Origin of the sequence: uncultured Friedmanniella sp., assembly GCF_964244285.1 — a bacterium.
Taxonomy (GTDB): domain Bacteria; phylum Actinomycetota; class Actinomycetes; order Propionibacteriales; family Propionibacteriaceae; genus Microlunatus.
On record NZ_CAXTHT010000002.1, the window covers coordinates 35,092 to 48,465 of the forward strand.

9 protein-coding genes are annotated in these 13,374 nt (G+C 68.6%); 5 read left to right on the forward strand and 4 right to left on the reverse strand.

The window, feature by feature from the left end:
• The first annotated feature begins 52 nt into the window (after positions 1-52).
• A complete protein-coding gene (locus ACFE7W_RS04425; RefSeq protein WP_375423582.1) occupies positions 53-919 on the forward strand; it encodes an amidohydrolase family protein in 867 nt (288 codons plus the stop codon).
• 17 nt (positions 920-936) lie between these two features.
• Here the strand turns inward: ACFE7W_RS04425 and ACFE7W_RS04430 are convergent, their stop codons facing one another.
• Positions 937-1,266, reverse strand: coding sequence for an L-rhamnose mutarotase (locus ACFE7W_RS04430; protein ID WP_375423583.1), 330 nt, complete (start codon positions 1,264-1,266; stop codon positions 937-939).
• Positions 1,267-1,681: 415 nt separating this feature from the next.
• Between ACFE7W_RS04430 and rpoB the strand changes: the two genes are divergently transcribed.
• From rpoB to ACFE7W_RS04445, 3 genes are all read left to right on the forward strand, one after another.
• Entirely contained in the window at positions 1,682-5,158 is a 3,477-nt protein-coding gene (rpoB, locus tag ACFE7W_RS04435) for a DNA-directed RNA polymerase subunit beta (RefSeq protein ID WP_375423584.1), read from the forward strand.
• Positions 5,159-5,265: 107 nt separating this feature from the next.
• Entirely contained in the window at positions 5,266-9,123 is a 3,858-nt protein-coding gene (locus ACFE7W_RS04440) for a DNA-directed RNA polymerase subunit beta' (RefSeq protein WP_375423585.1), read from the forward strand.
• Between the two features lie 259 nt (positions 9,124-9,382).
• Positions 9,383-10,291 carry a hypothetical protein gene (locus ACFE7W_RS04445; protein WP_375423586.1) on the forward strand — a complete coding sequence of 303 codons (909 nt, stop codon included), beginning with the start codon at positions 9,383-9,385 and terminating at the stop codon, positions 10,289-10,291.
• A gap of 227 nt (positions 10,292-10,518) precedes the next feature.
• Here ACFE7W_RS04445 and ACFE7W_RS04450 read toward each other — a convergent pair whose 3' ends face one another.
• From ACFE7W_RS04450 to ACFE7W_RS04460, 3 genes are read right to left on the reverse strand one after another with little or no spacing between them, the layout of a single operon-like run.
• Positions 10,519-11,319 (reverse strand): ABC transporter permease, encoded by an 801-nt coding sequence (locus ACFE7W_RS04450; protein WP_375423587.1) that lies wholly within the window; start codon positions 11,317-11,319, stop codon positions 10,519-10,521.
• Positions 11,316-12,266, reverse strand: coding sequence for an ATP-binding cassette domain-containing protein (locus ACFE7W_RS04455; protein ID WP_375423588.1), 951 nt, complete (start codon positions 12,264-12,266; stop codon positions 11,316-11,318). The genes ACFE7W_RS04450 and ACFE7W_RS04455 overlap by 4 nt, the downstream gene beginning before the upstream one ends.
• 41 nt (positions 12,267-12,307) lie before the next feature.
• Entirely contained in the window at positions 12,308-12,844 is a 537-nt protein-coding gene (locus ACFE7W_RS04460) for an AAA family ATPase (protein WP_375423589.1), read from the reverse strand.
• Positions 12,845-12,889: 45 nt separating this feature from the next.
• Between ACFE7W_RS04460 and ACFE7W_RS04465 the strand changes: the two genes are divergently transcribed.
• Entirely contained in the window at positions 12,890-13,339 is a 450-nt protein-coding gene (locus ACFE7W_RS04465; RefSeq protein WP_375423590.1) for a DUF1579 domain-containing protein, read from the forward strand.
• The last annotated feature ends 35 nt before the right edge of the window (positions 13,340-13,374 follow it).

Sequence of the window (13,374 nt, forward strand, 5' to 3'; positions counted from 1 at the left end):
TCGGGTGAACAAACGATTGCGCTATGACACCCGGCTGGTTACGCTCGCCGTCGTGATCCTCGACGCCCACCAGCACGTCTGGGATCTGACCCGGGCCCGCTACGACTGGCTGGGCCCGCAGCACGGCTTGATCTTCCGCACCATCACCGAGGACGAGGCGCTGCCCCGGCTGCGCCGCTGCGGCGTCGACGGGGTCGTGCTGGTGCAGGCCGCGGACAACGCCGAGGACACCGCCCACATGCTGGCCACGGCAGCCCGGTTCGCGGAGGTGGTCGCGGTCGTGGCCTACCTGCCCCTCGAGGACCCGGCGGCTGTCGCGGAGCAGCTGCCGGCGCTGGCCGCCGACCCGCTGGTGGTGGGCATCCGCACGCTCATCCACGACCTCCCCGACCCGGACTTCCTGCTGCGGCCCGAGGTGGGGGAGAGCCTGGCGATGCTCGCCGAGGTCGGCCTCAGCTACGACGTCGTCGCGGTGCTGCCGCGCCACCTCGAGCACGTCCCCGTCCTCGCCGAGCGCTACCCCGGGCTGCGGCTCGTCATCGACCACCTGGCCGCGCCCCCGATCGGGAATCCCGGGGTCGAGCCGTGGTGGAGTCTGTTGACGCGGGCCGCGGAGTACCCGGACGTGTACGCCAAGGTCTCCGGTCTCTACCCGGCCGATGACCTGACGCGCTGGTCGACCGAGGCCGTCCGGCCCTTCGTCGAGCACGCCCTGGACGTGTTCGGCCCCCGGCGCCTGATGTACGGCGGCGACTGGCCCGTCTCGATCCTCGCCGGCGACTACGACCGGGTCTGGGCCGGTCTGACCCCGATCTGGGCCGACCTGTCCGCCAACGACCGGGCCGAGGTGCTCAGCGGGACCGCCGTCCGCTGCTACGGCATCGACCCCGACCGACTCGCGGCGCTCCCCGTCCCCTGAGCTTGTCGACGGGGGCATCAGTCGACGTGGAAGACCTCGGGGGCCGAGGCCCACCACTCACCCTCGGCCCGCGTGTCCAGGGGGCGCTGCAGCGGGATGGTGAGCTTCCACCACTCCTGGGTGACCGGGTCGGCGGCCATCGTCGCCGAGTCGAGGGCGTAGTCCTCGCCGACGTACTCGTAGTAGGAGAACAACAGCAGCTCCGGCTCGCGCAGGAAGATCGAGTAGTTGGTGATGCCGCAGGCCCGGATCGTCTGCAGCACGCCCGGCCAGACCGAGGCGTGCATCTCCTTGTAGCGCGCGACCGACTCGGGTGCGAGCGCGATGACCTGGGCGATGCGTTGCACGAGTGCTCCCCTCGACGTTGGCCGCACCGGTGCGACCTCCGGCAGCCTACGACGACAGCCCGGGCACCCGGACCGACCACCGGACCGAATCCACCTCGAAGCGCTTGTCACAGCCCGATTCGGCGGTATGCTCTCCGGCAAGCGTTCGACGCGGTCCCCGTGCGGTGCGGGCTAGCGGCTCGGTTTGGAGCAGCAGGCACCCCCACGGATCAGGGCCTCGATTTGACCGTGCCGGTCACGTCTGCCCTCCGGCTTGTGGAAATCGGCGGGACTCCCTATGCTGGAACCTTGCCCTCCGCATCCGTCGACCCGTTTCGCTTGACGCGGGCTCATCGGCGTGCGCGAAGGCAGGGAACCTCCCACCACCACATCTACATAGCTCCACCCGCCCGAGAGTCTCGGAAGGACACAGCAGTTGGCCGCCTCGCGCACCGCCTCGAACACCAAAGTCGTTTCATCCACCGGCCGGATCTCGTTCGCGAAGATCGCCGAACCCATGGAAGTTCCGGATCTGCTGGATCTGCAGGTCGACTCATTTGACTGGCTCGTCGGCAACGACGCCTGGCGGACGCGCGTCGACGACGCGCTCGCCGAGGGCCGGACCGACGTGAACACCAAGTCCGGGCTGGAGGAGATCTTCGAGGAGATCTCCCCGATCGAGGACTTCTCGGGGACGATGTCGCTGTCGTTCCGCGACCACCGCTTCGAGCCCCCGAAGAACAGCGTGGAGGAGTGCAAGGACCGCGACGTCACCTACGCGGCACCGCTCTTCGTCACCGCCGAGTTCATGAACAACGAGACCGGCGAGATCAAGAGCCAGACGGTCTTCATGGGCGACTTCCCGCTGATGACCGACAAGGGCACCTTCGTCATCAACGGCACCGAGCGGGTCGTGGTCTCCCAGCTGGTCCGCAGCCCCGGTGTCTACTTCGAGCAGACCACCGACAAGACCTCCGACAAGGACATCTTCACCTGCAAGATGATCCCGAGCCGCGGTGCGTGGCTGGAGTTCGAGATCGACAAGCGCGACATGGTCGGCGTCCGGCTGGACCGCAAGCGCAAGCAGAACGTCACCGTGCTGCTGAAGGCGCTCGGCTGGACCGACGCGCAGATCCTCGAGGAGTTCGGCCAGTACGAGTCGATGCGGCTCACTCTCGAGAAGGACCACACCTCGACCCAGGACGAGGCGCTGCTGGACATCTACCGCAAGCTGCGCCCGGGCGAGCCGCCGACGCGTGAGGCTGCGCAGGCGCTGTTGGAGAACTACTACTTCAACCCGAAGCGATACGACCTGGCCAAGGTCGGCCGGTACAAGATCAACAAGAAGCTCGGCCTCGAGGAGCCCTTCGACAAGCAGGTCCTCACCACCGAGGACATCGTGGCGGCGATCCGCTACGTGGTGGCCCTGCACGACGGTCGCGAGCTGCTCGACAGCCCGCGCGGGGAGCTGATCGTCGAAGAGGACGACATCGACCACTTCGGTAACCGCCGTCTGCGCACCGTCGGTGAGCTGATCCAGAACCAGCTGCGCACCGGTCTCGGCCGGATGGAGCGCGTGGTGCGCGACCGGATGACGACCCAGGACGTCGAGGCCATCACGCCGCAGACCCTGATCAACATCCGGCCCGTGGTCGCGGCGCTGAAGGAGTTCTTCGGCACCTCCCAGCTCAGCCAGTTCATGGACCAGACCAACCCGATCGCCGGCCTGACCCACAAGCGGCGTCTCTCCGCACTCGGCCCGGGTGGTCTTTCCCGTGACCGCGCCGGTATGGAGGTCCGTGACGTCCACCCCAGCCACTACGGCCGGATGTGCCCGATCGAGACCCCCGAGGGTCCGAACATCGGTCTGATCGGCTCGCTCGCCTCCTTCGCCCGGGTCAACGCCTTCGGCTTCGTCGAGACGCCCTACCGCAAGGTCGAGAACGGCCAGGTGACCGACCAGATCGACTACCTGACCGCCGACGTCGAGGACCGGTACACGATCGCGCAGGCCAACGCCTCGCTGACCGAGGACCTGCACTTCGCCGAGGACCGGGTGCTCGCCCGTCGTCGCAAGGCCGACCCGGACACCGTCCCCGCCAACGACATCCAGTACATGGACGTCAGCCCGCGGCAGATGGTCTCGGTCGCCACCGCGATGATCCCCTTCCTGGAGCACGACGACGCCTCGCGCGCCCTGATGGGGGCCAACATGCAGCGCCAGGCCGTCCCGCTGATCCGTTCCGAGGCGCCCTTCGTGGGCACCGGCATGGAGTACCGCGGCGCGGTCGACGCCGGTGACGTCACCACGGCCTCGCAGCCCGGTGTGGTCACCTCCGTCAGCGCCGACCTGATCGAGATCGCCCACGACGACGGCAGCTACCGCACGTACCGGCTGTCGAAGTTCAAGCGCTCCAACCAGGGCACCTGCATCAACCAGCGGCCGCTGGTCGCCGCAGGTGCTCGGGTCGAGCCGGGGACGCCCCTGGCTGACGGTCCCTGCACCGACGGTGGCGAGATGGCGCTCGGTCGCAACCTGCTCGTGGCCTTCATGCCCTGGGAGGGGCACAACTATGAGGACGCGATCATCCTCAGCCAGCGCGTCGTCAAGGACGATCTCCTCACCTCGATCCACATCGAGGAGCACGAGGTGGACGCCCGCGACACCAAGCTGGGCGCGGAGGAGATCACCCGCGACATCCCCAACGTCTCCGAGGAGATGCTGGCCGACCTCGACGAGCGCGGCATCATCCGCATCGGCGCCGAGGTCTCGACCGGCGACATCCTGGTCGGCAAGGTCACGCCCAAGGGCGAGACCGAGCTGACCCCGGAGGAGCGGCTGCTCCGCGCGATCTTCGGTGAGAAGGCGCGCGAGGTGCGCGACACCTCGCTCAAGGTGCCTCACGGTGAGTCCGGCACGGTCATCGGCGTCCGCGTCTTCGACCGCGAGTCCGACGACGAGCTGTCGCCCGGGGTCAACCAGCTGGTGCGGGTCTACGTCGCCCAGAAGCGCAAGATCCAGGACGGCGACAAGCTCGCCGGCCGGCACGGCAACAAGGGCGTCATCTCCAAGATCCTGCCGATCGAGGACATGCCGTTCATGGAGGACGGGACGCCGGTCGACATCGTGCTCAACCCGCTCGGCGTGCCGAGCCGGATGAACGTCGGCCAGGTGCTGGAGACTCACCTCGGGTGGGTCGCCAGCCAGGGCTGGGACGTCGCCGGCATCGCGGACGAGTGGGCCGAGCGGCTGCGCTCGGTCGGCCTCGAGCACGTCGACGGCAACACCAACCTCGCGACGCCCGTCTTCGACGGTGCCACCGAGACCGAGATCACCGGCCTGCTCGGCAACACCCTGCCGACGCGGGACGGCGACCGGCTGGTCAGCTCCGACGGCAAGGCGCACCTGTTCGACGGGCGCTCCGGTGAGCCGTTCCCCGAGGCGGTGGGCGTGGGCTACATCTACATGCTCAAGCTCCACCACCTGGTCGACGACAAGATCCACGCCCGTTCGACCGGCCCCTACTCGATGATCACGCAGCAGCCCCTGGGCGGTAAGGCCCAGTTCGGCGGCCAGCGGTTCGGCGAGATGGAGGTCTGGGCCCTGGAGGCGTACGGCGCCGCCTGGGCGCTGCAGGAGCTGTTGACGATCAAGTCCGACGACGTCCCCGGCCGCGTGAAGGTCTACGAGGCCATCGTCAAGGGCGAGAACATCCCCGAACCGGGCATCCCCGAGTCGTTCAAGGTGCTCGTCAAGGAGATGAAGTCCCTCTGCCTGAACGTCGAGGTGCTGTCCAGCGACGGCACCGAGGTCGAGCTGCGGGACTCCGACGACGACTACCGCGGCGGCGAGGACTTCGGCATCGACCTGTCCCGCCGTCCGGGTGAGTCGCTCGGCGTCGAAGAAGTCTAGGACTGAGGCCCTTCGACAAGCTCGGGGAACGTTCCCTGAGCCTGTCGGAGGGCGGGTCAAGTACACAGCATTCTGAGAACGCGTACTAAAGAGAAGAGATACCAAACGTGCTGGACGTGAACTTCTTCGACGAGATCCGCATCGGCCTGGCTACGGCTGATGAGATCCGTCAGTGGTCCCACGGTGAGGTCAAGAAGCCGGAGACCATCAACTACCGCACGCTCAAGCCCGAGCGTGACGGCCTGTTCTGCGAGAAGATCTTCGGCCCCACCCGGGACTGGGAGTGCTACTGCGGCAAGTACAAGCGCGTGCGCTTCAAGGGCATCATCTGCGAGCGCTGTGGCGTCGAGGTCACCCGCTCGAAGGTCCGCCGCGAGCGGATGGGCCACATCGAGCTGGCCGCCCCCGTCACCCACATCTGGTACTTCAAGGGTGTCCCGTCCCGGCTGGGCTACCTCCTCGACATCGCGCCGAAGGACCTCGAGAAGGTCATCTACTTCGCCGCGTACATGATCACCGCCGTCGACGACGAGGCGCGGCACCGCGACCTCTCCTCCCTCGAGGCGAAGATCGGGGTCGAGCGCACCTCCCTGGAGACCCGCCGCGACTCCGACATCGAGACGCGGATGAAGAAGCTGGAAGAGGACACCGCCGGTCTTGAGGCCGAGGGCGCCAAGGCCGACGCCAAGCGCAAGGTGCGCGAGGGTGCCGAGCGTGAGGTCAAGCAGCTGCGCGACCGCTCCCAGCGTGAGCTGGACCGTCTCGACGCCGTCTGGAACCGCTTCAAGAACCTCAAGGTCCAAGACCTCGAGGGCGACGAGATCCTCTACCGGGAGATGAAGAACCGGTTCGGGAAGTACTTCGCCGGCTCCATGGGCGCCGACGCCATCCAGAAGCGGCTGCAGACCTTCGACCTGGAGGCCGAGGCCACCTCGCTGCGCGAGACCATCCTGACCGGCAAGGGTCAGCGCAAGACCCGGGCCCTGAAGCGGCTCAAGGTCGTCTCCGCCTTCCTGTCGACCAAGAACTCCCCGGCCGGCATGGTGCTGGACTGCGTCCCGGTGATCCCGCCGGACCTGCGCCCGATGGTGCAGCTCGACGGTGGCCGGTTCGCCACCAGCGACCTGAACGACCTGTACCGCCGCGTGATCAACCGGAACAACCGGCTCAAGCGGCTGCTCGACCTCGGCGCGCCCGAGATCATCGTCAACAACGAGAAGCGGATGCTGCAGGAGGCCGTGGACTCGCTGTTCGACAACGGCCGTCGTGGCCGTCCGGTCACCGGCCCGGGCAACCGGCCGTTGAAGTCGATCTCGGACATGCTGAAGGGCAAGCAGGGCCGGTTCCGTCAGAACCTGCTCGGCAAGCGCGTCGACTACTCCGGCCGCTCGGTCATCGTGGTCGGCCCGCAGCTCAAGCTGCACCAGTGCGGTCTGCCCAAGGCGATGGCGCTGGAGCTGTTCAAGCCGTTCGTCATGAAGCGGCTGGACGACCTCAACCACGCGCAGAACATCAAGTCCGCCAAGCGCATGGTCGAGCGTCAGCGCCCCGTGGTGTGGGACGTCCTCGAAGAGGTCATCTCCGAGCACCCGGTGCTGCTGAACCGCGCCCCGACCCTGCACCGCCTCGGCATCCAGGCCTTCGAGCCGCAGCTGATCGAGGGCAAGGCCATCCAGATCCACCCGCTCGTCTGCACCGCGTTCAACGCGGACTTCGACGGTGACCAGATGGCCGTGCACCTGCCGCTGTCCGCGGAGGCGCAGGCCGAGGCCCGGATCCTGATGCTGTCGACGAACAACATCCTCAAGCCGGCCGACGGCCGTCCCGTGACCATGCCCACCCAGGACATGATCATCGGCCACTACTTCTTGACCATGCAGGTCGACGGAGCAGCGGGCGAGGGGCGTGCGTTCGGCTCGGTCTCGGAGGCCCTGATGGCCTTCGACCGCCATGAGCTGAGCGTCCAGGCCAAGATCAAGCTGCGGCTGACCGACATCGTGCCGCCGCTCGGCTTCGAGCTGAACGACCGCGGCGCGATCGTGCTGGAGACGACCCTGGGTCGCGCCCTGTTCAACGAGGCGCTGCCGGCGGACTACGCCTATTGCGACTACGAGGTGGGCAAGAAGCAGCTGGGTCAGATCGTCAACGACCTGGCCGAGCGGTACCCCAAGGTCGAGGTGGCGTTCTGCCTGGACGCCCTGAAGGACCTGGGCTTCCACTGGGCCACGCGCTCCGGCGTCACCGTCTCCATCGGCGACGTGACCACCCCGGCCAACAAGGTCGAGCTGCTCGCGGGGTACGAGGACCGGGCCAGCAAGATCGACCGGCAGTACGAGCGCGGTCTGATCACCGAGGACGAGCGTCGTCAGGAGCTCATCGAGATCTGGACCGACGCGACGTCCAAGCTCGGCGCGGCCATGGAGGCCAACTTCTCCAAGACGAACCCGATCTACATGATGGTGCACTCCGGCGCCCGCGGGAACATGGTGCAGATGCGCCAGATCGCGGCCATGCGTGGCCTCGTGGTGAACCCGAAGGGCGAGATCATCGCCCGGCCCATCAAGTCGAACTTCCGTGAGGGCCTGTCGGTCCTGGAGTACTTCATCTCCACCCACGGTGGTCGTAAGGGCCAGGCCGACACCGCGCTGCGGACGGCCGACTCGGGCTACCTGACCCGTCGCCTCGTCGACGTCAGCCAGGACGTGATCATCCGCGAGGAGGACTGCGGCACCGAGCGCGGCCTGACCAAGACCATCGCCGTCTCCGACGGTGGTTCCGGTCTGAGCCTGGACGAGCACGTGGAGACCGCGGTCTACGCCCGCAGCCTCGCGACCGACGTGTCCGACAGCAACGGTGACGTGCTGCTGCCGGCTGGCACCGACCTGGGCGACGTCAACATCGGTCTGCTGATCAGGAACGGCGTCACGACGATCAAGGTCCGCAGCGTCCTCACCTGTGAGGCCGTGACCGGCACCTGCGCGATGTGCTACGGCCGTTCGCTGGCCAGCGGCAAGCTGGTCGACGTCGGCGAGGCCGTCGGCATCGTCGCGGCGCAGTCGATCGGTGAGCCCGGCACGCAGCTGACGATGCGTACCTTCCACACCGGTGGTGTGGCCGGTGACGACATCACCCAGGGTCTGCCGCGCGTGGTCGAGCTCTTCGAGGCCCGCCAGCCCAAGGGCAAGTCGCCGATCTCCGAGGCCGCCGGCCGGGTGCAGATCGAGGACAGTGACCGGCTCAAGAAGATCACCATCACCCCCGACGACGGGTCGGAGGCGGCCGAGTTCTCGGTGTCGCGCCGCGCCCGCCTGCTGGTGGAGGACGGCGACCACGTCGAGGTCGGACAGCAGCTCACCGCGGGTACCCCCGACCCGCACGACGTGCTCCGGGTGCTCGGGGTCCGTCGGGTGCAGGAGCACCTGGTGGACGAGGTCCAGTCGGTGTACCGCACCCAGGGTGCCCCGATCCACGACAAGCACATCGAGATCATCATCCGGCAGATGCTGCGCCGGGTGACCGTGATCGAGTCCGGTGACGCCGACCTGCTGACCGGTGACCTGGTCGACCGGCTGACGTATGAGGCGCAGAACCGCCTCGTCGTGGCCGAGGGTGGCAACCCGGCGTCGGGTCGTGCGGTGCTGATGGGCATCACCAAGGCGTCGCTGGCCACCGAGTCGTGGCTCTCGGCGGCGTCCTTCCAGGAGACGACCAAGGTCTTGACCGACGCCGCCATCAACGGCAAGTCGGACAGCCTGATCGGTCTCAAGGAGAACGTCATCCTCGGCAAGCTGATCCCTGCCGGCACCGGTCTCGACCGCTACCGCAACATCAAGGTGGAGGCGACCGAGGAGGCGAAGGCGCAGGCCTACTCGATGGTCGGCTACGACTCCTTCGACTACGACTTCGGTCAGTCTTCAGGTGCAGCCGTCCCGCTGGAGGAGTTCGACCTCGGCGACTACCGCTGAGCACCGCCCGTCAGGGCTAGCAGGACCGTCTAGAGGGCGGGTCGGGGATCGTCCCCCCGGCCCGTCCTCCGGCCGTTTCTGGACGGTCACTTCACAGCCTCTGGAGCCGCGACACACCCGTCCGGACGGCTGTGATGCGGACCCAGGTGTTGTGGAGTGCCGCTGATGGCCGTTGTCCACAGCAGCGGAGTGCTCGGCGGCCATCCACAGAAGGCGCCCGTGACGCCCGAAGGGGCGGCCTGTCGGGTGTGCTGTCGGCGTGGAGACGATCAGGACCACCCGTCAGCTGCTGGACAGCGGCTATGACAAGGGCGAGCTACGACGGCTGCGTCGAAGCGGACAGCTGACCCACGTCCGACGCGGCGCCTGGACCCGCTTCCCACTCGACGAGGCCGCCGGCCGGGAGCTCCGCCACCGCGAACTCATCGCGGCCGTCGTCACCAGAGTCAGCCCGGACGCCGTGGTCAGCCACGTCTCGGCAGCGGTGCTGCTGGGACTGCCGGTGTGGTCCAGCCGGCTCCGTCAGGTCCACCTCACTCGCAGCCGCAGCAACGGAGCCAGGCGTCGTCCGGACCTCGAGCTGCACAGCGCCACCCTGTCGCCGGCCCACCTCCTCTGCATCGAGGGCCTGGCCGTCACCTCGCTCGCTCGGACCGTAGCCGACCTCGGTCGGTCCCTGCCGTTCGAACAGGCGGTCGCCGCCGGGGATCGCGCCGCTGCCCTCGGACTCGACTTCGGGGACCTGGACGACGTGTTGCACAGCATGGAGCGGTGGCCCGGCGTCGCCCAGGCGCGTCGCGTCGCGGACTTCATCGACGGTCGCAGCGAGAGCGTCGGTGAATCGGTGTCCCGGGTACGGATCAGCGAGGAGGGGCTGCCGGGCCCCATCCCGCAACGGGAGATCCACGACCATGCGGGCCGGCTCATCGCCCGGGTCGACTTCTACTGGGAGCAGTTCCGGACCGTCGGTGAGTTCGACGGCAAGCTCAAGTACGGCGACCTTCTCCAGCCGGGACAGCGACCGGCGGACGTGCTGTTCAAGGAGAAGCTGAGGGAGGACGCCGTCCGCGACACCGATCGACGGTTCGTCCGGTGGGTCTGGGAGGACCTCTACACCAAGGGCGTGCTACGCGATCGCCTCCTGCGCGCGTTCTCCCGCACCCGCTGATCACGCCCCTTGCTTGCTGCGCGCCTGCCGCCCCCCCGGGCCGAACCTTGACGGTCACTTCACAGCCCTCGGAGTCGCGACACACCCGTCTGCGCACGCCTCGGCAGCGCGTAGGGCTGTGAAGTGACCGTCGGGGTTCGCCCGGGCAAAGGGTTCCCGGGGGGACGAGGTTGGGGTCAGGCAGGGCGGGGCGCGGGGCGCGGGGCGCAGCGGGGCGCGGGGTTGGGTCAGCGGCTGGCGGCGCGGCGGAACTGCCAGGTGGTCAGGGGGATGAAGACGAGCAGGATCACCACCGACCACAGGATCGTGTAGGCCACGGGGTGTTCGAGCGGCCAGACCGTGGCCGGGGTGCTCAGGGCGTTGTTGCCGAACAGCTCACGGGCGGCGGTGGTGATCGCGGAGACCGGGTTCCACTGGGCGAAGACCTTCAGCGGTCCGGGCAGGGAGTCCAACGGCACGAAGGTGTTCGCGATGAACGTGAGCGGAAAGATCACGATGAACGAGGCCTGGTTCACCACTTCGACGCTCGGCACCAGCAACCCCACGAAGGCCATCACCCACGAGATGGCGTAGGCGAACACCAGCAGGACCAGGTAGCCGGCGAGGGCGTCGAGGAAGGAGCTGCGGATGCGCCAGCCGACGACCAGGCCGGTCAGCGACATCACCACCAGCACGATGACGTTGTTGACCACGTCGGACAGGGTCCGTCCGGTCAGCACGGCGGTCCGCGACATGGGCAGCGAGCGAAAGCGGTCGATGATGCCCTTCTGGACGTCGTCGGCCAGTCCGGCGCCCGTGGTCGTGGCCCCGAAGATCACTGTCTGGGCGAAGATGCCGGCGATCAGGAACTCGCGGTACTGCTGCGGGTCCCCGCCCGAGATCGCGCCGCCGAAGACGTAGGCGAACAAGAGCACGAACATGATCGGCGACAACGTCGTGAATACCAGCAGCTCGGGCACCCGCCGGATCTTGATGAGGTTGCGCTGCGCGACGACCAGGCCGTCCCCCAGCGAGCTGAGCACACTCACTTCTCCTCCTCCGCAGCGTGGCCGGTCAGGGTCAGGAAGACGTCGTCCAGGGTTGGCCGGCGCAGGCCGACGTCGGCCAGGGCGATCCCGGCGGCGTCCAGCCGACGCAGCGCCTCGATCAGGACGCCGGCTCCGCCGGTCACGGGGGCCGTGATCGCCCTGGTGTGCGCGTCGGCCGACACCGCGCCGCTCACCAGTTCGCCCAGCACCGTCACGGCGGTGTCGAGGTCGTCGGGGGAGGAGACCGTCAGCTCCAGCCGCTCGCCACCCACCTGGGCCTTGAGCGCGTCGGAGGTGCCCTGGGCGATGACCAGGCCGTGGTCGATGACCACGATCTCGTCAGCCAGCCGGTCGGCCTCCTCCAGGTACTGAGTGGTCAACAGCAACGTCGTTCCGCCGGCCACCAGCGAGGCGATCAGCTCCCACACCTCGATCCGACCCTGGGGATCGAGACCCGTCGTCGGCTCGTCGAGGAAGAGCACCTCCGGCTCGGCCACCAGCGCCGCGGCGAGATCGAGCCGGCGGCGCATCCCGCCGGAGTAGGCCTTGGCCGGCTTGCCGGCCGCGTCGTCCAGGCCGAACTGCCGGAGCAGGGCCGTCGCCCGGGTCCGGCTGCGAGCCCCACCGAGGTGGTAGAGCCGGCCCACCATGACGAGGTTCTCCATCCCCGTCAGGTACTCATCGACCGCGGAGTACTGGCCCGACAGCCCGATCCGCTCCCGGACCCGTCCGGGCTCGGCGAGCACGTCGATGCCGGCCACCCGAGCGGACCCGGCGTCGGGCCGAAGCAGCGTGCTCAGGCAGCGCACCGTCGTCGTCTTCCCCGCCCCGTTCGGGCCGAGCAGTCCCAGGACCGTGCCCCGGGGCACCGCGAGGTCCACCCCTCCCAACGCCGTCGAGCTCTTGTAGCGCTTGACGAGCCCGCGTGCCTCGATCGCCAGTTCCATGTCGCGGAGAGTAGCCGAGCCCACTGACAGCCCGGTGCGGGTCAGACGGCGGCGCGGTCGAGGTTGGTCAGGATGTCCTCGACGGTCTCGTCCGGGGTCTGGGCGCTGGAGTCGAGCCAGTAGCCGATCTGGGCGGTCTCGCGGCGGAGGACCTCGTCGAGGACGCCGGGAGAGAAGTGGACATAACCCTCCTTCGTCCGCTGTTCCTCGCGCCACTCGAGCGCGGAGACGCTGGGAGAGAGCACCACCAGGTAGCGGGCCGGGTTGTGCACCTGGGCGATGAAGCTCGTCAGCTCGCTGCCGATGATGACGTCCTGCACGATGGCGTCGAAGCCCGCCTCGGCGTACCGGTCGGCGGTCCGGGCGGCCAGCTCGTAGCGCAGGTGCAGCTGCGCGGTCGCCTCCGCGCTCGCGTCGGGTGTCATCTCAGCCCGGCCGTTCACCACCATCTTGCGGAACACGTCCCCGCGGACGTGCACCGAGCGCGGCAGCCGTGCGGCCAGCAGCTCGGCGACCGTCGACTTGCCGGCCGCCATGGCGCCGGTGATGACGATGACCCGACCACGAACGGTGCTCACCCCACCATTGTCGGGCGTCCGGTCCCTCCGGCCTACGGTATTGCGGTGGACCTGCGGACGACGTTTCTGCCGCTGCTCGGCAGCTGGACGGGCCTGGAGCGGCAGGAGGCCTCGCCCTGGGCGCCGGCCGCCGGCACCCGGGCGTCGATAGTGTTCCGCCTCGACGTGGCGGGGACCGTCGTGGTGCAGGACTACCGCCAGGTGCGCGAGGACGGCGTGGAGCTCACCGCGCACGGGGTCCTCCAGGGCGTGCCGAACGCCCTCACCGTGCGGTGGTGGCTGTTCGACTCCTACGGCCAGCCCCCGGTCGCCGCCGACGGCGGCTGGGCCGACGGAGCGCTGGTGCTGGAGAAGACCACCGCCACGGGTAGCGCCCGGCACCGGTTCCGGCCCACCGCAGACCGGCTCGACTACGAGATCGAGGTCCGGCCGGGCGGCGCAGCCGACTGGTCGCCGTTTCTCAGCGGCCGCTACCGACGGGTCAGCGGGCACTGAGGTGCACCGTGACGAGGAGCGGCGGTCGGCCCAGT

Excerpts from the sequence above, each read along its gene's own strand:
- ACFE7W_RS04455 (WP_375423588.1), bottom strand. The coding sequence starts at position 12,266 with ATGGAACTGGCGATCGAGGCACGCGGGCTCGTCAAGCGCTACAAGAGC.